The following is a 21,039-nucleotide window of genomic DNA, read 5'->3' as shown; positions in this document are numbered from 1 at the left end:
GTGCCGCTGACCGCTGACGTCAAGACCGAGTTGGCTGCGATGCGCGACCCTCGACCCGCCGCCCGTGTGGCCGAGGTGACCGCGATCCTGCGCTTCGCGGGCGGTCTGCACTCGATCGCGGGCCGAGTGGCCGTCGAGGCCGAGGTCGACTCGGAGATCCTCGCCCGCCGCGTGGCGCGCGAACTCGTCGAGATCTACGGCGTGCGGCCCGAGCTCGCCCGCATCCAGGCGTCCGGCGGCCGCGACGGCGCGACGTTCGCCGTCCGCGTTCGCGAGGGAGGCGAGACCCTCGCACGTCAGACCGGCCTTCTCGACCAGCGGCGCCGCCCGGTGCGCGGCCTTCCCAACAGGCTCACGACCGGATCGCGTCCCGACCTGGCCGCCCTGTGGCGCGGTGCTTTCCTCGCTGCCGGTTCACTGTCCGACCCGGGACGTTCGGCCGCTCTCGAGATCTCCTGCCCCTCTCCCGAGGCCGCCATGGCCCTCGTCGGCGCGGCTCACCGTCTGGGCATCGCGGCCAAGGCGCGCGAGGTCCGCGGCATCCCGCGTGTGGTCGTCCGCGACGGCGAGGCGATTCGGCAGACCCTCGCCGAGATGGGCGCCACCCGCACGGCCGACACGTGGGACCAGATGCGGCAGCGCCGCGAGGTGCGCGCGGGCGTGAACCGCCTCGTGAACTTCGACGACGCGAACCTGCGTCGTTCGGCCCAGGCGGCCGTCGCGGCCTGCGCGCGCGTCGAGCGAGCCCTCGAGATCCTGGGGGACGAGGTGCCCGACCACCTCAAGCAGGCCGGCGATCTCCGTCTGGCACACCGCGACGCGAGCCTCGATGAGCTCGGTCATCACGCCGACCCGCCGCTGACGAAGGACGCTGTCGCGGGCCGCATCCGCCGCCTTCTCGCGATGGCCGACAAGAAGGCCGCCGCTGAAGGACTGCCCGACACCGAGTCGGCGGTTCCCGCGGGACTCTCCGACTGAGCGACCACGCCCGCGTTACACCGCGTTCCGAGCGGGAAGCAACGGGGTGTGCGACGCGTTGCCCCTCAATAGGATGAGAAACGTCCACGAGGCGTGCGGTCGCGCGCCTTCGACAGCACGAGCCGCGCGCTGCGCGGTGCTGACAGGAGATAGAGAATGACGAAGTACACCCTTCCCGAGCTCCCATACGATTACGCGGCACTCGAGCCGCACATCAGCGGCAAGATCATGGAGCTTCATCACTCCAAGCACCACCAGACTTACGTGAACGGCGCCAACACCGCTCTCGAGCAGCTCGCGGAGGCCCGTGAGACCGGCAACCTCGCGAACGTCAACAAGCTCGAGAAGGACCTCGCGTTCAACCTCGGCGGACACGTCAACCACTCCATCTTCTGGACGAACCTCTCGCCCGAGGGCGGCGGCGAGCCCGAGGGCGAGCTCCGCGCGGCGATCGACGAGTTCTTCGGCGGATTCGACAAGTTCCAGGCGCACTTCACGGCTGCCGCCACCGGCATCCAGGGCTCCGGCTGGGCCGTGCTCAGCTGGGACCCGATCGGCGCACAGCTGATCATCCAGCAGCTGTTCGACCAGCAGTCGAACACCGCCCAGGGAACCATCCCCATCTTCCAGCTCGACATGTGGGAGCACGCCTTCTACCTCGACTACCTCAACGTCAAGGCGGACTACGTCAAGGCGGCGTGGAACATCGCGAACTGGCAGAACGTCGCCGAGCGCTTTGTGACGGCTCGGGAGAAGACGGCCGGCCTGCTCGCGTAGTAGGGTCATAAACAGGTGAGGATGCCGGGCTCCTCCCGGCAACGGGAGCCGAACCCGGCATCCTCTTCTTTTTCATCAGATCGCGTTTCGGTCAGCCAGCACGGGCTTTTCCGGCGCGACAAGAAACGGGAGACATCGTGTCTGTCAAGATCGGCATCAACGGCTTCGGCCGCATCGGACGCAACTACCTCCGCGCCGCCCTCGCTCAGGGCGCGGACCTCGAGATCGTGGCGGTGAACGACCTCACCGACAACAAGACTCTCGCCCACCTGCTCAAGTACGACTCGATCCTGGGTCGCCTGGACGCCGAGGTCACGTACTCGGAGGACTCGATCACGGTCGGCGGCAAGACCATCAAGGTCTTCGAAGAGCGCGACCCCGCCAACCTCCCCTGGGGCGAGCTGGGCGTCGACATCGTCATCGAGTCGACCGGTCGTTTCACCAACGCCGAAGACGCCAAGAAGCACATCGCGGGCGGCGCCAAGAAGGTTCTCATCTCGGCTCCCGCGAAGGGCGAGGACGGCACGTTCGTCATCGGCGCGAACGAGGACCTGTACGACCCCGAGAACCACAACGTCATCTCGAACGCGTCGTGCACCACGAACTGCCTCGCGCCGCTGGCGAAGGTCCTGAACGACGAGTTCGGCATCGTCAAGGGCCTCATGACGACGGTCCACGCCTACACGGCCGACCAGAACCTGCAGGACGGCCCGCACAGCGACCTCCGCCGTGCCCGCGCCGCCGCCCTCAACATCGTCCCCACCTCGACGGGCGCGGCCAAGGCCATCGGCCTCGTCCTCCCCGAGCTGAAGGGCAAGCTCGACGGCTTCGCTCTTCGCGTGCCCGTTCCCACCGGTTCGGCGACCGACCTCACGGTCGAGCTCGAGCGCGAGGTCACGGTCGAGGAGATCAAGGCTGCGTACAAGGCTGCTGCCGAGGGTCCGCTCAAGGGCATCCTGAAGTACACCGAGGACGAGATCGTCTCGAGCGACATCGTCACCGACGACCACTCCTGCATCTTCGACGCCGGCCTGACCCGCGTCATCGGCAACCAGGTCAAGGTCGTCGGCTGGTACGACAACGAGTGGGGTTACTCCAACCGCCTCGTCGACCTCACCGAGCTCGTCGCCAGCAAGCTCTGACGACCATGGCTCTGCGAACCCTCGATTCGCTGGGCCCGCTCGCAGGAAAGCGCGTCATCGTCCGTGTTGACTTCAACGTCCCCCTGAAGGACGGAGTCATCACGGACGATGGCCGTGTGCGTGCGGCACTGCCCACCATCGACCACCTCATCGGCCAGGGAGCTCGCGTCATCGCGTGCTCGCACCTGGGACGTCCCGACGGTTCCCCCGACCCCAAGTACTCGCTCGAACCCGTCGCACAGCGTCTGTCGGAGCTGCTCGGCAAGCCCGTCGCCTTCGCCGGCGACACGGTGGGCGAGTCGGCGCAGCAGGTCGTCTCGTCGCTCGGCGACGGTGACGTCGCAGTGATCGAGAACCTCCGCTTCAACGCGGGCGAGACGGCGAAGGACGAGACCGAGCGTCGCGCGTTCGCCGAGCAGCTCGCCGCGCTCGGCGATGTGCTCGTTTCCGACGGCTTCGGTGTCGTGCACCGCAAGCAGGCCTCGGTCTACGACCTCGCGGAGATCCTGCCGTCGGCGGCCGGCTTCCTCATCGAGAAGGAGGTCGACGTCCTCGACCGCCTCACCGAGAACCCCGAGCGTCCGTACGCCGTGGTGCTCGGCGGGTCGAAGGTGAGCGACAAGCTGGGTGTCATCGAGCACCTGCTTCCGCGCGCCGACAAGATCCTCGTCGGAGGGGGGATGCTGTTCACCTTCCTCGCCGCGCTCGGACACAAGGTCGGCAAGAGCCTGCTCGAGAGCGACCAGCTCGAGACGGTGAAGGGCTACATCGCCACGGCGAAGGAGCGCGGCGTCGAACTCGTGCTCCCCGTCGACGCGGTCATGGCTTCCGGCTTCGCGGCGGACGCCGATCACGTGGTCGCGGCGGCCGATGCTCTGGAGGACACCCCGTTCGGTGCCGACAGCATGGGCCTCGACATCGGCCCGAAGAGCGCAGAGCTGTTCGCCGAGGCGATCCGCAGCTCGCGCACCGTGTTCTGGAACGGCCCGATGGGCGTGTTCGAGATGCCCGCGTTCGCGGCAGGCACGCGCGCTGTGGCTCAGGCGCTCACCGAGGTGGACGGGCTGTCCGTCGTCGGCGGCGGAGACTCGGCGGCCGCGGTACGGCAGCTCGGGTTCGCCGACTCGGCGTTCGGTCACATTTCGACCGGCGGCGGTGCGTCGCTGGAATTCCTGGAGGGCAAGAAGCTGCCCGGTCTGGAGGTGCTCGGATGGGCATGAACCGTATGCCGCTCATCGCGGGCAACTGGAAGATGAACCTCGACCACCTGCAGGCGGTCGCATTCGTGCAGAAGCTGCACTGGACGCTGAAGGATGCCAAGCACGAGGACGACTCGGTCGAGGTGGCCGTCTTTCCGCCGTTCACCGATCTACGTACGGTGCAGACGCTGCTCGACGCCGACAAGATCGCGTTCGCGCTCGGCGCTCAGGACCTCTCGACGAAGGACTCCGGTGCATACACCGGTGAGATCTCGGGAGCGTTCCTTAAGCAGCTCGACTGCCGGTACGTGATCATCGGGCACTCGGAGCGTCGCGAGTACCACGCTGAGACCGATGAGATCGTCGCGGCCAAGGTCCAGGCAGCCCTCCGTCACGGTCTGTCGCCGGTCATCTGCGTGGGCGAGACGGCGGAAGACCTCGAGAAGCACGGCGCTTCGGCTGTCCCGGTGGCGCAGCTCGAGGCGGCCCTCGCGGGCGTGGCGGCGGATGCCGACATCGTCGTGGCTTACGAGCCGGTGTGGGCCATCGGGTCGGGCCAGGCTGCGACCCCGCAGCAGGCGCAGGACGTGTGCGCGAAGCTCCGTGAGGTCGTCGGCTCCGTGCTCGGCGCCGACGCGGCGGCGCGCACCCGCATCCTCTACGGGGGATCGGTGAAGTCGGCCAACATCGCGGGCTTCATGCGCGAGCCCGATGTCGACGGCGCTCTCGTCGGAGGCGCGAGCCTCGTCGCAGACGAGTTCGCCGCGATCATCCGCTACCAGAAGCACGTCGGCGTGTGACGTCGTACGGCCCGGCGACCCACCGGTCGCCGGGCCGTACGCGTATCCGTGCGGCTGCTGGATATACTTGACCCTCGTGCGATCGGAACGATCGCCGGAAAGGTGACGACCACCGTGCAGATCCTCGAGTTCGTGCTGCAGGTGCTTCTGGGCATCACCAGCCTGCTCCTGACGTTGCTGATCCTGCTCCACAAGGGGCGCGGCGGCGGCCTGTCCGACATGTTCGGCGGCGGGATGAGTTCCGCCATGGGCTCATCGGGCCTCGCGGAGCGCAACCTCAACCGCTTCACGATCGTGCTCGCGCTGGCATGGTTCCTCTCCATCGTCGCCCTCGGCCTCATCACGAAGTTCACGGTGCTCTGATGGCCACCGGAGGAAACGCCATTCGCGGCACCCGCGTGGGTGCGGGCCCCATGGGCGAGCAGGACCACGGACACCACGCTGATCGCGTGGCGATCTCGTACTGGGACGCTCTCGGCAACGAGACGGTGCGCTACTTCGCCGCCGGCATCGCGGATGAAGAGATCCCCGAGACCATCGACTCGCCCCACTCGGGGCTGCCGGCCGGTCGCGACAAGGCTAATCCGCCTGCCGTCGCCAAGACCGAGCCGTACAAGACGCACCTCGCCTACGTGAAGGAGCGCCGCTCCGACGAAGAGGCCGAGCAGCTTCTCGACGAAGCGCTGCAGCAGCTTCGCGAACGCCGCGGACTGAACTGACGCGGCACACGTCGCAACATACGAAGAGAGCGGATGCCACGGCATCCGCTCTCTTCGTATGTGCGCGCGAGTCAGTACTCGTCGTCGATGAGCTCCGGCGGAACCTGCGCGGCGGTCGCTTCATCCGTGAACAGAATGGTGCGACGGGTGCCCTTCGCACCGGCTGCCGGCACGCTGTGGTAGCTGGCACCCGCAAGCGCGAGCCCGAGCGCGGCTGACTTGTCCGGACCGGCGAGCACCATCCATACCCGCTTCGACGCGTTGATCACCGGCCGAGTGAGCGTCACGCGCTCGGCCGGGGGCTTCGGGGAGTCGTGGACGGCTGAGACCGCGCTGTCGGTGATGCGGATCTCGCCGCGGTCCGGGAACAACGAGGCGATGTGGCCGTCGGGGCCGACGCCCAGGAAGCAGATGTCGAAGACGGGCCAGGCCGCGCCGTCGATGCCCGCCGTAGCGAGCTCGGCAGCGTACGCGCTGGCGGCGGCTTCGGCATCCGGTGCCTCGTCTGACGCAGCGATGGGATGCACGTTCGATGTCGGCAGCTCGATCGCGTCGAGGAAGGCGCGACGTGCGACCGCCTCGTTCCGATCCTCGCTGTCGCGGGCGACGAAGCGCTCGTCGACCCACCAGAAGTGCACGCGCGACCAGTCGACAGTGTCGCGCTCGGGGTGGGACCCGAGCCGCTCGAGCACATCCGTCATGATGCCGCCGCCCGCGAGACCGACGTTGACGGTTCTTCCGTCCGTTCCCCACTTCGCCACGCGATCGAGGAAACGTGCCGCGATCGAGCCGGTGAGGGTGTCGACGTCGGGGCTGATGACGACGCGCTTCTCAGCGGTCGGCATCTCAGGCGTCTCCGGCAGGCGAGCGGTGGAGCCGCGCCCAGCCGTCCGTGATGACCCGGCCGTACAGGACGTCGGGCCCGAGGCGTCGGAGCTCTTCCGCGAGGCATTCGCGGAGCGTCCGACGGGGAAGGACGAGATCGTGCGACGGCTGGCCCGGCTGGGTCAGCGTCGCGTCTACGGTCGTCGTGCGCTCGAGCAGGACGTCACCGCTCGGCCGCTTGAGGCGGACACTGCGGATGCCGTGCTCCCACTCGTCGCGGGGAGCGTACTGCCAGTTCACCGGTACATCGAGCATCAAGCACAGCCAGGCGGCGAGCAGTCCTGTCGACGGCGAGCTGCCGCTGCCGACGACCTCGACCTCGGTCACCGGCTCGTAGGGAGGCTGGTCGAGGACGGCCGCGAGCTGCTCGCGCCAGTGCGTCAGGCGTGTCCACGCCAGATCGGTGTCTCCGGGCGCGTAGCCGTCGCCCAGCGCGGCGAGCCGTCCACTGTCGTAGGGCAGCGTTGCGGCGTCGGTGATCCGCCGCTGCGCGATGCGGCCGATGGGCGACTGCGACGGGTCTGCGGGCGGGTGGTCGGGCCACCAGGCCACAACAGGAGCGTCGGGCAGCAGGAGGCCGGTGATGAGAGCCTCGTCGTTGCTCGCTGCGCCACCGCTGGCGCGCAGGACCACGACCTCGCTTGCACCGGCGTCGCCGCCGACCCGGATCTGCGCGTCGAGCTTCGATTCGCCCTTCGCGTCGGTGATCAGCACGATCACGCGCATCGGGTGCTCGCGCGAGGCGTCGTTGGCCGCCTCGATCGCGTCTTCTTCGAGCCCGTGCGACGTCGCGATGACGAGTGTCAGGACGCGTCCGAGGGCGACGGCACCGCCCTCCTCGCGCACGTTGACGAGTTCGCGGGCGATCTTCGACACGGTCGTGTCGGGCAGATCGACGATCATGGACGCCTCCAGACGCGGCCGTCGCGGGCCAGCAGTTCATCTGCGGAAGTGGGGCCCCAGGAGCCGGGCGCGTACTGCTCGAGCGGACCGCCCTGCTTCGCCCAGAACTCCTCGACGGGGTCGAGGATGCGCCACGAGAGCTCGACCTCTTCGTGCCGCGGGAAGAGCGGCGGATCGCCCAGGAGGACATCGAGGATGAGCCGCTCGTATGCCTCGGGGCTGGATTCGGTGAAGGCGTGGCCGTAGCCGAAGTCCATCGTGACGTCGCGGACCTCGGTGGCGGCCCCCGGCACCTTGGAGCCGAATCGGATCGTGACGCCCTCGTCGGGTTGGACGCGAATCACCAGGGCGTTCTGGCCGAGCTCCGTCGTCTGATTGCGCAGGAACAGATGCTGCGGGGCCCGCTTGAACACGACCGCGATCTCGGTCACGCGGCGGCCCAGGCGCTTGCCCGTCCGGAGGTAGAACGGCACACCTGCCCAGCGGCGCGTGGCGATGTCGACCTTGATGGCGGCGTAGGTCTCGGTCGTCGACTCGGGATTCATCCCGTCCTCGTCGAGGAAGCCGGTGACCTCTTCGCCGCCCTGCCACCCGCCGGCGTACTGTCCGCGGGCGGTCGCGGTCGAGAGATCGGCCGGCAGCTGGACAGCGGCGAGCACCTTCTCCTTCTCGGCCCGCAGGTGGCCCGCCTCCATCGAGATGGGCTCTTCCATCGCGGTGAGGGCGAGGAGCTGGAGAAGGTGGTTCTGGATGACGTCGCGGGCTGCGCCGATGCCGTCGTAGTATCCCGCACGCCCGCCGACGCCGATGTCTTCGGCCATCGTGATCTGCACGTGGTCGACGTAGTTCGCGTTCCAGATCGGCTCGAACAGCTCGTTCGCGAAGCGCAGTGCGAGGATGTTCTGCACCGTCTCCTTGCCGAGGTAGTGGTCGATCCGGAAGATCGAGTCGGCCGGGAAGGCCACCTCGAGCGCCTCGTTGAGTTCGCGGGCCGTCTTCAGGTCGCTGCCGAACGGCTTCTCGATGACCACGCGGCGCCAGGTGTCGGCATCCGCGTGCTCGTCGACCAGGCCCGAGTCCTTGAGCTGCTTCGCGACGATCGGGAAGTCCTTGGGCGGGATCGACAGGTAGAACGCGTGGTTCCCCATCGTCCCGCGGTCGACATCGAGCTTCTCGACCGTCTCGCGGAGCCGACGGAAAGCATCGGCGTCGCCGAACTCGCCGGAGACGAAGCGGATGCCCTGGAGGAGCTGCTTCCAGGTCTCTTCGCGGAACGGCGTGCGCGCGTACTGTTTCACCGCCGAGTGCACGACCTCCGCGAAGTCCTGGTCCTCCCAATCGCGTCGGGCGAAGCCCACGAGGGCGAACCCGGGGGGCAGCAACCCGCGGTTGGCGAGGTCGTAGACGGCGGGCATGAGTTTCTTGCGCGACAGGTCGCCGGTGACGCCGAAGATCACGAGAGCGCTGGGCCCTGCGATGCGGTTCAAGCGGCGGTCGTCGGGATCGCGCAGGGGGTTGTGGGCGCGCGAGATCTCCACGGTCATGGGAGGGGTCTTCCTACTGGGCGGCTTCGAAAAGGGTGAGGACCTCGGTCGCGGGGTCCGTCAGGGTGAGCGTCACGACGGGGCGGCCGCGCTCGGCGAGGACCGCGGCGTCGCCGGAGGCCTGCGCTTCGATCAGACGGCCGAACGTGAAGGGACGACCCGGAATCTCGAGGTCGACGTCCGTGCGCTCGGTGATCTGGACGAACACGCCGTTCGCGGGGCCGCCCTTGTGGTACTGACCGGTCGAGTGCAGGAACCGCGGTCCCCACCCGAACGTGGTGGGGCGGCCGGAGTCGGCGGCGATCAGTTCGCGCACGCCGGCCAGCTGCGGCACGGCGGTGCGATCGACATAGGCCTGGACGGCGACGTATCCGTCGGCCGGGACGACCCGCCACAGATTCGCGAGGACCCCCGCGAGCGTGCGATCCGCCGCGAGGGCGGGATCGGACACCCGCACTTCGACGCCGTCCTCGACGAACAGCGGTGCAGTCGACGCGGGCTGCGCATCGAGCAGGCCACGCGCGGCGGTCTTCGCCGCCTCGACGTCGGGCTGGTCGAAGGGGTTGATCCCGAGCAGGCGACCGGCGATCGCTGTGGCGTACTCCCACACCAGGAACTGAGCGCCCAGGGAACCGCTGACGAGCACCTCGCCGGGGTGCTGCTCGAGGATCTGGAAGTGGACCGCGTCGCCGACGAGTCGCACGACCTGCAGGTCATCGGGAAGGAGGTCGAGCTCGGGGGAGAGCGGGGTGGCGACGACGGGCAGGATGCCGGTGCCGGCCTTCCCGGTCGATTCGGCGACCAGCTGCTCGATCCAATCGGGGAGTCCCACGATGTGGGTCCCGTCGCTGATGAGGGCCAGCTTGTCGCGGCGCGGTTCGCCGCCCGCGATCGCCGCGGCGAGCACGAGAGCGGGGTTGCGCGGGTCGTCCACGGCCACTTCGAGCAGGGTCGCGTCGGCTTCGTCGAGCAGCTGCCCGATGTCGGCCCCCGCCAATCCCGCCGGCACGAGGCCGAAGGCCGTGAGCGCCGAATAGCGCCCTCCGACCGTCGGGTCGGCGGTGAACACCCGGTGTCCCGCTTCGCGCGCCTCGTGCTCGAGCGGAGAGCCCGGGTCGGTGACGACGACGATGCGATCGGCCGGATCGATACCGAGATCGCTCCACGCCGCAGCGAAGGCGCGACGCGCCGAATCGGTCTCGACCGTCGAACCCGACTTCGACGAGACGACGAGGACGGTTTCGGCGAGACCGCCTGTCTCCGGGTCGCCGTCGATGGCCGCCAGGACCTGCCCGGGGGCGGTGGAGTCGAGGATCGTCAGCGGCACACCGTGCGTGCGGGCGATGACCTCGGGAGCGAGCGACGAGCCACCCATCCCGGACAGCACGACGCGCGTGATACCCCGGCCGAGGAGCTCGGAGCGCAGCGCCTCGATCTCGGCGACGAGCGGACGCGACACGGTGACGGCCTGCACCCAGCCGAGTCGGTGGGACGCCTCGGCGGCCGCATCAGGACCCCACAGGTCGGCGTCACCGGCGGTGATGCCGCTCGCCACCAGATCGGCCACGAGCCGGGGCACGGTCTTCTCGACGACGTCGGAGACATGCCCCGAGACGTGGATCTCGAAGCTCAACGGGCGCTCTCCAGAGCCTCCGTCACCGTGCCCTGCAGGTCGTGCCACGACGCGATGAACTTGTCGACGCCCTCGTCCTCCAGCAACTGGGTGACGTCTTCGAGGTCGATTCCCACCTCGGCGAGGTCGGCGAAGACCTTGTGCGCGGCCTCGTAGGCTCCGGTGACGGTGTCGCCGGAGATCACACCGTGGTCGAAGGTCGCCTCGAGGGTCTTCTCGGGCATCGTGTTGACGGTGCCGGGGGCGACGAGCTCGGTGACGTAGAGGGTGTCCGGCAGCGCGGGGTCCTTGACACCGGTCGAGGCCCACAGCGGACGCTGCAGGTTCGCGCCGGCGGCGACGAGGTCCTGGGCGCGCTGCTCGGCGAACTTCTTCTCGAAGAGCTCGTAAGCCAGGCGCGCGTTGGCGACACCGGCGAGCGACTTCAGCTCGTTCGCGGCATCCGATCCGATCGCCGTGAGGCGCTTGTCGACCTCGGTGTCCACACGCGAGACGAAGAACGACGCGACCGAGTGGATGCCACCGAGGTCGATGCCCGCCTCGCGGGCGCGTTCCAGGCCGGCGAGGTAGGCGTCGATGACCTCGCTGTAGCGCTCGAGCGAGAAGATCAGCGTGACGTTGACGCTGATGCCGGCGGCGATGACCTCGGTGATCGCGGGCAGGCCGGCCTTGGTCGCGGGGATCTTGATCAGGACGTTCGGGCGGTCGACCGCGGCGGCAAGCTTCTTGGCCTCGGCGATGGTGGCGTCGGTGTCGTGCGCGAGGTCGGGGGAGACCTCGATCGACACGCGACCGTCGACGCCGCCCGTCTGGTCGAAGATCGGGCGGAAGATGTCGGACGCGTTGCGCACGTCCGTCGTCGTCAGCTCGAAGATCGTGTCGTCGGTGGAGGCTCCGGCCTTGGCCTGCGCCTCGATGGCCTCCTCGTAGCCGACGCCCGCGCTGATGGCGGCCTGGAAGATCGAGGGGTTCGTCGTCACGCCGACGACGTTGCGGGTGTCGATGAGCTCCTGCAGGTTGCCGGTCGTGATGCGCTGACGCGACAGGTCGTCGAGCCAGATGCTGACGCCGGCGTCGGAGAGGTCCTGGGTGGGCGTGCTCATGCGTTGTTCTCCTCAACGGTTGCGCGGGCGGCCGCGACGACGGCCTCGGTGGTGATTCCGAACTTCTCGAACAGGGTCTGGTAGTCGGCCGAAGCGCCGAAGTGGTCGATGCCGACCGAGCGTCCGGTGTCGCCGACGATGGAGCGCCACAGCGGGGTGGCACCGGCCTCGACGGAGACGCGCGCACGGACGGCTGCGGGCAGCACCGACTCGCGGTACGCCTCGTCCTGCTCGGCGAACCATTCGAGCGCGGGGGCCGAGACGACGCGGGCCTGGATGCCGTCTGCGGCGAGAGCCTCGCGGGCTTCGACAGCCAGCTGCACCTCGGAACCGGTGGCGATGATGATGACGTCCGGCTGGCCGCCCTCGGCATCGATGAGCACGTACGCGCCCTTCGCCACGCCGTCCGTGGTTGCGAAGCCGTCCTCACCGCGCGGGAACACCGGGATGTTCTGTCGCGTCAGGGCGATGCCCGCGGGGCCGGCCTGGCGGCGCAGCAGCTCGTGCCACGCGGCCGCGGTCTCGTTGGCGTCGGCCGGACGGACGACCGTGAAGTTGGGGATGAGTCGCAGCGACGAGATCTGCTCGATCGGCTGGTGCGTCGGGCCGTCCTCGCCGAGGGCGATGGAGTCATGCGTCCACACGTAGATCGACGGGATGTTCATCAGGGCGGCCAGGCGCACCGCAGGGCGCATGTAGTCGCTGAAGATGAGGAAGGTGCCGCCGAAGGCGCGCGTCTTGCCGTGCAGGACGATGCCGTTGACGATCGCGCCCATCGCGTGCTCGCGGATGCCGAAGTGCAGGACGCGGCCGTACGGGTCGCCCGACCACTCGTGCGTGGACCACTCGGTGGGGATGAAGCTCTTGCCCGACTTGATCGTCGTCAGGTTCGACTCGGCGAGGTCGGCGGATCCGCCCCAGAGCTCGGGGAGCTGGTCGGCGAGCGCGTTGATGACCTGACCGCTCGCGGCGCGGGTCGACACGGCCTTGCCCGCCTCGAACGCGGGGACCGACACGTCGGCCGGCAGCTCGCCGGACTCGAGGCGATCGAGCAGCGCCTTGCGCTCGGGGTTGGCCTCGGCCCAGGCGTCGAACGACTTCTGCCATTCGGCGCGCTCGGCTGCGGCGCGCTCGGCGAGGGAACGGGTGTGGCTGATGACGTCGTCGGCGACCTCGAAGCTCTTCTCGGGGTCGAACCCGAGCACCTTCTTCGTGGCGGCGAGCTCGTCGGCGCCGAGCGCGGAGCCGTGGATCTTGCCGGTGTTCTGCTTGCCGGGAGCCGGCCAGCCGATGATCGTCTTGAGGACGATGAGGGAGGGCTTGTCGGTCTCGCCCTTCGCCGCCTCGATCGCGGAGTAGAGGGCGGCGACGTCTTCGACGTATTCGCCCGTGCTCTTCCAGTCGACCGTCTGCACGTGCCAGCCGTAGGCCTCGTAGCGCGCTGCGACATCCTCGGTGAAGGCGACGTTCGTGTCGTCCTCGATCGAGATCTGGTTCGCGTCGTAGATCGCGATCAGGTTGCCGAGCTGCTGGTGTCCGGCAAGCGATCCGGCCTCGGCCGTGATGCCCTCCTGGATGTCGCCGTCGCTCGCGATGACGTAGATGAAGTGGTCGAACGGCGAGGTGCCGGCCGGCGCCTCGGGGTCGAACAGACCGCGCTCGTAGCGAGCTGCGTAGGCGAAGCCGACGGAGGTGGCGAGGCCCTGGCCGAGCGGGCCGGTCGTGATCTCGACACCCTTGGTGTGGCCGTACTCGGGGTGTCCCGGGGTCAGTGAGCCCCAGGTGCGCAACGCCTTCAGATCATCGAGCTCGAGACCGAAGCCGCCGAGGTAGAGCTGCACGTACTGCGTGAGGGAGGAGTGACCCGCCGACAGGATGAAGCGGTCGCGCCCGAGCCAGTCGGTGTCCGTGGGGTCGTGCCGCAGCACGCGCTGATACAGGAGGTAGGCGGCGGGGGCGAGGCTCATGGCCGTACCCGGGTGGCCGTTGCCCACCTTCTCCACCGCATCCGCGGCCAGGACGCGGGCGGTGTCCACCGCGCGCCGATCGATCTCGTCCCAACGAAGTTCCGACACTCGGTCGCCTTTCTCGAGAGGCAGCGCCTGCGCATGCCGCTCCGCAGTCAGGAAGGGAGGGGTTCGGCGCCGGCGCGCGTATGACCTCAGCATAGCGAGGACGCCAGACGGCCGGGGCGCGCACGTCGTCATGTGACAGTCGTGGTAGGGCGGCCCCGCGGAGGCCCTCCTCGGCGGATGCCCTAGACTGGACAGGTTCACAGCGGTGAGATGCGGGGAGCGATGGACATCACGACGACTGCCGGTTCGGCCTCCGTCGACACCTCTCGTGGCACGTCGTTCGGTGCGACCGTCCGCGCGTATGTCGCGCTCACGAAGCCCCGCGTGCTCGAGCTGCTGCTGGTCACGACGGTGCCGGTCATGATCCTCGCGGCCGGAGGTCTTCCGAATCTCTGGCTCGTGCTCGCGACGGTCGTCGGAGGCGCGATGAGCGCCGGGTCCGCCGCCGCGTTCAACATGTACCTGGACCGCGACATCGACGCGCACATGAAGCGCACCGAGAACCGACCCATCGTGACGGGCGAGGTCTCGGCCCGCGGCGCGTTGATCTTCGCGTGGACGCTCGCGGTGGCATCCACGGTGTGGCTCGCCGTGACGACGAACTGGGTCGCGGCATCCCTCAGCGTCTTCGCCATCTTCTTCTACGTCGTGATCTACACGATGATCCTGAAGCGCCGCACGGAGCAGAACATCGTCTGGGGCGGCATCGCGGGTTGTTTCCCGGTCGTGATCGGATGGTCGGCCGTGACCGGCTCGCTCTCGTGGGCGGCGCTCATCCTGTTCGTTCTCGTCTTCCTCTGGACGCCGCCGCACTACTGGCCGCTGTCGATGAAGTACAAGAACGACTACGACGAGGTCGACGTGCCCATGCTGGGCGCAACCCGCAACGGGTCGCAGGTCGGCCTTCAGGTCATCCTCTACGCGTGGGCGACCGTCGCGTGCTCGCTGCTGCTCATCCCGGTGGCGCCGATGGGGCTCGTGTACACCGTCTCGGCGATCGTCTTCGGCGGGTGGTTCCTCTACGAGTCGCACCGTCTGTACAACCGCGCCGTCCGCGGCGAGCAGGCTCGCCCCATGCGCGTGTTCCACGCCTCGATCACCTACCTGACGCTGGTCTTCGTGGCCATCGCGGTCGACCCGCTGCTGCCCTTCTGAGGCCGCGCCCGCGCGGCTGGGCTCACTGGGCTCACTTGACAGGTGGGGCCCCTTCGGCGCGTGGGTAGGGGGCGCGAGCTGCCACCTGGATCTGCAGGCCCGGGGTCGCTGGGCTCACTTGGCAGGGGCGCCCCCTCAGCGCATGGGTGGGGGCGCGAGCTGCCAGGTGAACCCGGTCGGGGTCGACCCGAGTGCTGGCGCGCGCAGAACGGCCGCCCTCCTCACCCGGGAAGCCCGAGTGCCGCGGAGGACGGCCGTTCTGAGGGTGTGGCGGCGCGGGTCAGCGCTGCTGCGGGTCGTTGGACGGCGACTCCAGGGTCGAGGTCGTGGCCGGGTCGGGCGCCGTCGTGTCTGCGGCCGAAACCGCGGTCGTCTCGGTCGAGACCGCCGGCTCCGAGGCCGCGCGCTCCGAGACCACGGGCTCCGAGATGACATGCTCCGAGGCGGGCACAGCTGCATGCCGATCCTGCTCTCCGGCGGTGCGGCGCGGCTCCCGCGGGAAGACCGAGCTCAGCGCCGCGGTGGCGAGGGCCAGAGCCAGACCGACGACGCCGGCGCCGAGGAGGATGCCGCCGAACACGCCCCAGATCTGGCCGACGTAGACGTCGACACCCGTGGCGGTGTTGTCGAGAATGGTCGCCTCCATGTGGCTGAGCTTCTCGACCAGGACGTAGGTGCCACCGCCGATCGCGGCAACCGATCCGGCAACGAGGATCCAGAACGGGATGCTGCGGACAATGCGGGGGTGAACGCTCATGGTGCTCCTTCGTGTCGCGACCGCTGTCGGCGGCCTCGAACACTCTGGGGGATCGACCTCTGCGTGCCCCTTCCGAAGCCTATGAGGCTTCTGTGTGCGCGACCTCTCGTTCGGTCGCGGGCGCCACACTCGACAGCGGAGCCTTCAGCGACATCACGACGGCGACCATCGCGGCTACGAGGGCCACGGCGAGCACCATGTGGATGTTCACGAGCGCGATCGGCAGGCCCGTGCGCGCCTGCCACAGGCCGACCGCGATCTGCAGCAGCTCGATGCCGAGCAAGAGGCCCGTCCAGCGCTGCAAGCCGGTCGTGCGGGGGAGCCGGATGGCGCCCGACACGAGGACGAGCGTCAGCACGAGGGTGATGTATGCGGGCCAGCTGTGCACGTGCTGCCAGAAGATCGGGTCGAGGCCGTTGCGGGCGGCGGCGTCGTCACCGGCGTGGGGCCCCGCTCCGGTGAGGAGGATGCCGACGACGACCGTCACGGTCACCGCGAGCGTCGTCACGTGCGTGGTGATGGCGTACGCCCGCGGCACGATCCGCGCGCGCGGGCCGGGCGTCGCATAGACGCGCACGAGGAACGCCGACGCCAGCCCGACAAGCGCCGCCGAGATGAGGTAGTGGAGCCCGACGATGCTCGGGTGGAGGTGAAGCCAGACCGTGATGCCGCCCACGACGGCCTGCACGATGATCCCGAGGCCGACCAGGAAGCTCAGGACGGGCAGCTCGCGTCGCGTCGCGCGAAGGCGGATGACGGAGAGGAAAGCGAGCAGCGCGACGATGACGAGCACGCCGGTGAGGGTGCGGTTGCCGAACTCGATGAGACCGTGGATGCCCATCTCGGGCGTCGGGGTGAGCGATCCCTCCGTGCAGTACGGCCAGGTCTCGCACCCCATGCCCGATCCGGTGAGCCGGACGAGGCCGCCGGTGCCGACGATGCCGATGTTCGTGATGACGAGCAGCCATCCCATGATGCGCGTCCATCGCGTGATGGCGGTCGGCATGATCGTCGCGACGAGTCCGGGGCGGGTTCGGACCAGTGACATCGGACTCCTCCGGGGGCGCTCGATTCGCGCCTCGTACGTTCCGGGCAGGCCCGCGGATGGGGGCGTTGCCTGTAGAATCGGGTGTGTTCGGGATGGCGGCGCGTGTGCACGTCGTCCCTCATAGTCTAGGCGCGGCATCCGCGTCCATCAGGCCCGCGAATCGGCATCCCCGTCCACGTGACTCCCGTCGGAGTCGGGAATGCCGGGACGGATGAGACCGTTGCGGTGCGAAGAGGAGGAAAGTCATGTCGGATGTGCTGATCGACCGACCGGAACTCGAAGGCCTGGGGGTGTACGAGTTCGGCTGGCACGACACGGATGCCGCGGGCGCTGTCGCGCAACGCGGCATCAACGAGGACGTGGTCCGCGGGATCTCGGCCCTCAAGAACGAGCCGGAGTGGATGCTGAAGACGCGTCTGAAGGGCTATCAGCTGTTCGGCCGCAAGCCGATGCCCACGTGGGGTGCTGACCTCAGCGACATCGACTTCGACAACATCAAGTACTTCGTGCGCTCGACCGAGAAGCAGGCGCAGTCGTGGGAGGACCTCCCCGAGGAGATCCGCGAGACGTACGAGAAGCTCGGCATCCCCGAGGCCGAGCGGCAGCGTCTCGTCGCCGGCGTCGCCGCCCAGTACGAGTCCGAGGTCGTCTACCACCAGATCCGCGAGGACCTCGAGGCGCAGGGCGTCATCTTCATGGACACCGACACGGCCCTGCGGGAGCACCCGGAGTTCTTCGAGGAGTACTTCGGCACCGTCATCCCCGCAGGCGACAACAAGTTCGCTGCCCTGAACACCGCCGTGTGGTCGGGCGGCTCGTTCGTCTACGTCCCCAAGGGCGTCCACGTCGAGATCCCGCTGCAGGCCTACTTCCGGATCAACACCGAGAACATGGGGCAGTTCGAGCGGACGCTGATCATCGCCGATGAGGACAGCTACGTCCACTACATCGAGGGATGCACCGCGCCGATCTACAAGAGCGACTCGCTGCATTCGGCGGTCGTGGAGATCATCGTGAAGAAGAACGCTCGCGTTCGCTACACGACGATCCAGAACTGGTCGAACAACGTGTACAACCTCGTCACCAAGCGCGCCGTCGCCCACGAAGGCGCGACGATGGAGTGGGTCGACGGCAACATCGGCTCCAAGGTGACGATGAAGTACCCGTCGATCTACCTCATGGGCGAGCACGCGAAGGGCGAGACCCTGTCGGTCGCCTTCGCCGGTCCCGGTCAGCATCAGGACGCCGGCGCCAAGATGATCCACATGGCGCCCTACACCCAGTCGTCGATCGTCTCGAAGTCGATCGCGCGCGGCGGCGGCCGAGCCGGCTACCGCGGAGAGGTCCGGGTCGACGCGAACGCGCATCACTCGGCCAACACCGTGCGCTGCGACGCCCTGCTCGTCGACACCATCTCGCGGTCCGACACGTACCCCGCGATCGACATCCGCGTCGACGACGTCCAGCTCGGGCACGAGGCCACCGTGTCGAAGGTGTCCGAGGAGCAGCTGTTCTACCTCATGAGCCGCGGTATGCCCGAGGACGAGGCGATGGCCATGATCGTGCGCGGCTTCATCGAGCCGATCGCGCGCGAGCTCCCGATGGAATACGCCCTCGAACTCAACAAGCTCATCGAGATGGGCATGGAAGGCAGCGTCGGCTGATATGACCAGCGTCACCCAGGCCCCCGCCACCGGCGAGAAGGGCCACATCGACCCTGCAGCGGCATTCGTGCCCGTCCAGACGCGTTCCGAGCGGCCGTCGTCGTACGACCCGGCCGATTTCGGCGCCCCGACGGGCCGCGAGGTCAACTGGAAGCACACCCCCGTCGACCGGTTGGCCCCGCTGCTGGTCGACGAGGCCGGCCCGACCGGCGTCGTCTCGGTCGAGGTGAGCGCGCCCGCCGAGGTCGAGCAGGCCCGGCTCCGCGTCGGCGACGCGCCCCGCGGCGAGGTCTTCCGTCCCGAGGACCTGCCGAGTGCCATCGCGTGGTCGCAAGAGGCCGAGGCGCCGCTGCTGCGGATCCCCGCAGGCGTCGAGCTGAATGAGCCGGTCGTGGTCAGCCTCCGCGGCAACGGCGGCCTGGCCCACGCGCACGTCGTGATCGAAGCCATGCCGAACGCGCGGGGCACCGTCATCCTCCGCCACGAGGGGACCGCCGCCCACGCGCAGAACGTCGAGATCATCGCTCGCGACGGCTCGGCCCTCACGGTCGTGTCGCTGCAGCGCTGGGACGACGACGCTGTCCACGCCGCGGCGCACCAGGCCCGCGTCGACCGGGACGCCTCGCTCACCCACGTCGTGGTGAGCCTCGGTGGCGCGGTGGTCCGCGTGAACCCGTCGCTCGAACTCGCCGGTTCCGGGGCCGAGGGGCGGATGTACGGTCTGTCGTTCGCCGACTCCGGCCAGCACCTCGAGAGCCAGGTGTACCTCCACCACAAGGGCCCCCAGACCGTCGGCGACGTCCTGTACAAGGGTGCGCTGCAGGGCGAGAGTGCTCACAGCGTCTGGATCGGCGACGTGCTGATCGGCCCCGACGCCGTGGGCACCGACTCCTACGAGGCGAACCGCAACCTCGTCCTCACCGATGGCGCGCGTGCCGACTCGATCCCGAACCTCGAGATCGAGACCGGCGACATCCAGGGCGCGGGTCACGCGAGCGCGACCGGCCGGTTCGATGACCAGCAGCTGTTCTACCTGCAGGCGCGCGGCATCCCCGAGGCCGAGGCGCGCCGCCTGGTCGTGCTCGGATTCCTCGCCGAGATCGTCCAGAAGATGGGCGTGGACGAGCTTGCGGACGAGCTGCTGCGGGCCATCGAGGCCGAGCTCGCAGCCGGAGCCGGCGCGTGACCGCGCAGAAGGTCCTGAAGCTCAGCGAGCTGGAGCAGGACACGGCGGTGCGCGTCGTCATCGACAAGGTCCCCATGGCCGTCGTCCTCGACGCCAACGGCGAGGTGCACGCGATCGGCGACACCTGCACCCACGGCGACATCTCGCTCGCCGAGGGCTTCGTGGAGGGCGACACGCTGGAGTGCTGGGCGCACGGCTCGGCATTCTCGCTGCGCACCGGCCAGCCCCTGAATCTTCCGGCCTACGAGCCGGTCCCCGTTTACGAGGTCACGATCGACGGGGATGACATCCTCATCGACCCCGCCGTGACCCGCGATGTGAAGTGAAGTAAGGAACCCGACATGTCTGTTCTCGAGATCCGCGACCTGCACGTGACGGTCGAGACCGAGGCGGGGGCCACCCCGATCCTCAACGGTGTCACCCTCACGGTGCGCACGGGCGAGACCCACGCGATCATGGGGCCCAACGGCTCCGGAAAGTCGACGCTCGCCTACGCGATCGCCGGACACCCCAAGTACACCGTGACCGGCGGCTCGATCTCGCTCGACGGCGAGGACGTCCTCGAGATGTCCGTCGACGAGCGCGCCCGCGCGGGCCTCTTCCTCGCGATGCAGTACCCGGTCGAGGTGCCCGGCATCACGGTCACCAACTTCCTCCGCACGGCCAAGACGGCCGTCGCGGGCGAGGCTCCGGCGATCCGCTCGTGGACCAAGGATGTCAAGCAGGCGATGGCCAACCTGCGCATGGACCCGAAGTTCGCGCAGCGCAACGTCAACGAAGGGTTCTCGGGCGGCGAGAAGAAGCGCCACGAGATCCTCCAGCTCGAGCTGCTCAAGCCGAAGATCGCGGTGCTCGATGAGACCGACTCCGGCCTCGACGTCGACGCGCTCAAGATCGTCTCGGAAGGTGTGAACCGTGCGAAGGCCGACACCGACCTGGGCGTGCTGCTGATCACGCACTACACCCGCATCCTGCGCTACATCCAGCCGCAGTTCGTCCACGTCATGGTCAAGGGACGTATCGTCGAGGAGGGCGGCCCCGAGCTCGCCGACCGACTCGAGGAAGAGGGCTACGACCGCTTCCTCGACGCCGACACCCCCGTCGACGCGTAAGATCGTTACATGACCGCAACACTCGCGCCCGAGAAGTACGACGAGGTCACCGAGGCTCTCAAGGACGTCATGGATCCCGAGCTGGGGATCAATGTCGTCGACCTGGGCCTCATCTACGACCTCGCGTGGGACGACGAGAACGACGCTCTCATCATCCACATGACGCTGACCTCGGCGGGCTGCCCGCTGACGGACGTGCTGGAGGAGCAGACGGCTCAGGCTCTCGACAACGTCGTGGACCGTTTCCGCATCAACTGGGTGTGGATGCCGCCGTGGGGCCCCGAGCGCATCACGGACGATGGCCGCGACATGATGCGCGCCCTCGGTTTCGCGATTTGACGACTTCCGCAGACAAGCCC

At 68.6% G+C, this 21,039-nt stretch carries 21 protein-coding genes; 13 read left to right on the top strand and 8 right to left on the bottom strand.

The genetic code is table 11. From position 1 onward, the window contains the following. The 7 genes from whiA (at position 1) to ACI2K6_RS03475 (ending at position 5,615) form a co-directional block, all read left to right on the top strand. A complete protein-coding gene (whiA, locus tag ACI2K6_RS03505; protein ID WP_023951475.1) occupies positions 1 to 978 on the top strand; it encodes a DNA-binding protein WhiA in 978 nt (325 codons plus the stop codon). A 156-nt stretch (positions 979 to 1,134) separates the two neighbouring features. Beyond that, positions 1,135 to 1,755 carry a superoxide dismutase gene (locus tag ACI2K6_RS03500; protein ID WP_023951473.1) on the top strand — a complete coding sequence of 207 codons (621 nt, stop codon included), beginning with the start codon at positions 1,135 to 1,137 and terminating at the stop codon, positions 1,753 to 1,755. 137 nt (positions 1,756 to 1,892) lie between these two features. Then, positions 1,893 to 2,897, top strand: coding sequence for a type I glyceraldehyde-3-phosphate dehydrogenase (gap, locus tag ACI2K6_RS03495; RefSeq protein ID WP_094261864.1), 1,005 nt, complete (start codon positions 1,893 to 1,895; stop codon positions 2,895 to 2,897). A gap of 5 nt (positions 2,898 to 2,902) precedes the next feature. Further along, positions 2,903 to 4,117: a phosphoglycerate kinase gene (locus ACI2K6_RS03490; RefSeq protein ID WP_404568085.1), complete on the top strand. Its 1,215-nt coding sequence runs from the start codon at positions 2,903 to 2,905 to the stop codon at positions 4,115 to 4,117. After that, on the top strand, positions 4,108 to 4,896 hold the full coding sequence (gene tpiA, locus ACI2K6_RS03485) for a triose-phosphate isomerase (RefSeq protein ID WP_404568084.1): 789 nt from the start codon (positions 4,108 to 4,110) through the stop codon (positions 4,894 to 4,896). The genes ACI2K6_RS03490 and tpiA overlap by 10 nt, the downstream gene beginning before the upstream one ends. A 114-nt stretch (positions 4,897 to 5,010) precedes the next feature. Next, positions 5,011 to 5,259: a preprotein translocase subunit SecG gene (gene secG / locus ACI2K6_RS03480; RefSeq protein WP_036304945.1), complete on the top strand. Its 249-nt coding sequence runs from the start codon at positions 5,011 to 5,013 to the stop codon at positions 5,257 to 5,259. Further along, positions 5,259 to 5,615 carry an RNA polymerase-binding protein RbpA gene (locus tag ACI2K6_RS03475; RefSeq protein ID WP_112614028.1) on the top strand — a complete coding sequence of 119 codons (357 nt, stop codon included), beginning with the start codon at positions 5,259 to 5,261 and terminating at the stop codon, positions 5,613 to 5,615. Before secG ends, ACI2K6_RS03475 begins: the two co-directional genes overlap by 1 nt. Before the next feature lie 71 nt (positions 5,616 to 5,686). On the opposite strand, the gene pgl is transcribed toward ACI2K6_RS03475, so the two are convergent. From pgl to tkt, 6 genes are read right to left on the bottom strand one after another with little or no spacing between them, the layout of a single operon-like run. Beyond that, the gene (gene pgl, locus ACI2K6_RS03470) at positions 5,687 to 6,460 is read right to left on the bottom strand and encodes a 6-phosphogluconolactonase (RefSeq protein WP_112614030.1); all 774 of its coding nucleotides are present in this window, start codon (positions 6,458 to 6,460) and stop codon (positions 5,687 to 5,689) included. A 1-nt stretch (position 6,461) separates the two neighbouring features. After that, positions 6,462 to 7,403 (bottom strand): glucose-6-phosphate dehydrogenase assembly protein OpcA, encoded by a 942-nt coding sequence (locus tag ACI2K6_RS03465; RefSeq protein ID WP_112614032.1) that lies wholly within the window; start codon positions 7,401 to 7,403, stop codon positions 6,462 to 6,464. Next, the gene (zwf, locus tag ACI2K6_RS03460) at positions 7,400 to 8,947 is read right to left on the bottom strand and encodes a glucose-6-phosphate dehydrogenase (RefSeq protein WP_269266572.1); all 1,548 of its coding nucleotides are present in this window, start codon (positions 8,945 to 8,947) and stop codon (positions 7,400 to 7,402) included. The genes ACI2K6_RS03465 and zwf overlap by 4 nt, the downstream gene beginning before the upstream one ends. Positions 8,948 to 8,960: 13 nt before the next feature. After that, the gene (locus ACI2K6_RS03455) at positions 8,961 to 10,580 is read right to left on the bottom strand and encodes a glucose-6-phosphate isomerase (protein ID WP_404568571.1); all 1,620 of its coding nucleotides are present in this window, start codon (positions 10,578 to 10,580) and stop codon (positions 8,961 to 8,963) included. Further along, complete coding sequence (tal, locus tag ACI2K6_RS03450) at positions 10,577 to 11,683, bottom strand: transaldolase (RefSeq protein WP_282502394.1); 1,107 nt, start codon at positions 11,681 to 11,683, stop codon at positions 10,577 to 10,579. Before tal ends, ACI2K6_RS03455 begins: the two co-directional genes overlap by 4 nt. Continuing rightward, positions 11,680 to 13,758 carry a transketolase gene (tkt, locus tag ACI2K6_RS03445; protein WP_112614040.1) on the bottom strand — a complete coding sequence of 693 codons (2,079 nt, stop codon included), beginning with the start codon at positions 13,756 to 13,758 and terminating at the stop codon, positions 11,680 to 11,682. Before tkt ends, tal begins: the two co-directional genes overlap by 4 nt. Before the next feature lie 222 nt (positions 13,759 to 13,980). Between tkt and ACI2K6_RS03440 the strand changes: the two genes are divergently transcribed. Continuing rightward, the gene (locus ACI2K6_RS03440) at positions 13,981 to 14,913 is read left to right on the top strand and encodes a heme o synthase (protein WP_112615075.1); all 933 of its coding nucleotides are present in this window, start codon (positions 13,981 to 13,983) and stop codon (positions 14,911 to 14,913) included. A gap of 280 nt (positions 14,914 to 15,193) precedes the next feature. On the opposite strand, the gene ACI2K6_RS03435 is transcribed toward ACI2K6_RS03440, so the two are convergent. After that, positions 15,194 to 15,670: a dinucleotide-utilizing enzyme gene (locus ACI2K6_RS03435; protein ID WP_112614042.1), complete on the bottom strand. Its 477-nt coding sequence runs from the start codon at positions 15,668 to 15,670 to the stop codon at positions 15,194 to 15,196. 79 nt (positions 15,671 to 15,749) lie between these two features. Beyond that, positions 15,750 to 16,718, bottom strand: coding sequence for a heme A synthase (locus tag ACI2K6_RS03430; protein ID WP_404568083.1), 969 nt, complete (start codon positions 16,716 to 16,718; stop codon positions 15,750 to 15,752). Positions 16,719 to 16,963: 245 nt separating this feature from the next. Between ACI2K6_RS03430 and sufB the strand changes: the two genes are divergently transcribed. The 5 genes from sufB to ACI2K6_RS03405 are packed head-to-tail and all read left to right on the top strand — an operon-like array spanning position 16,964 to position 21,019. Next, positions 16,964 to 18,382, top strand: a complete 1,419-nt coding sequence (sufB, locus tag ACI2K6_RS03425; protein ID WP_023951442.1) for a Fe-S cluster assembly protein SufB — start codon at positions 16,964 to 16,966, stop codon at positions 18,380 to 18,382. A 1-nt stretch (position 18,383) separates the two neighbouring features. Next, positions 18,384 to 19,568, top strand: a complete 1,185-nt coding sequence (gene sufD / locus ACI2K6_RS03420) for a Fe-S cluster assembly protein SufD (RefSeq protein WP_274177660.1) — start codon at positions 18,384 to 18,386, stop codon at positions 19,566 to 19,568. After that, positions 19,565 to 19,894, top strand: coding sequence for a non-heme iron oxygenase ferredoxin subunit (locus ACI2K6_RS03415; protein ID WP_112614048.1), 330 nt, complete (start codon positions 19,565 to 19,567; stop codon positions 19,892 to 19,894). Before sufD ends, ACI2K6_RS03415 begins: the two co-directional genes overlap by 4 nt. Positions 19,895 to 19,909: 15 nt before the next feature. Then, a complete protein-coding gene (gene sufC, locus ACI2K6_RS03410; RefSeq protein ID WP_112614050.1) occupies positions 19,910 to 20,680 on the top strand; it encodes a Fe-S cluster assembly ATPase SufC in 771 nt (256 codons plus the stop codon). 9 nt (positions 20,681 to 20,689) lie between these two features. After that, positions 20,690 to 21,019 carry a metal-sulfur cluster assembly factor gene (locus tag ACI2K6_RS03405; protein ID WP_023951434.1) on the top strand — a complete coding sequence of 110 codons (330 nt, stop codon included), beginning with the start codon at positions 20,690 to 20,692 and terminating at the stop codon, positions 21,017 to 21,019. Positions 21,020 to 21,039 lie beyond the last annotated feature (20 nt).

Source organism: Microbacterium sp. NPDC006705, from assembly GCF_044903545.1.
GTDB classification, from domain to species: Bacteria; Actinomycetota; Actinomycetes; order Actinomycetales; family Microbacteriaceae; genus Microbacterium; species Microbacterium plantarum.
This window is presented reverse-complemented; position numbering and strand designations above follow the sequence as displayed.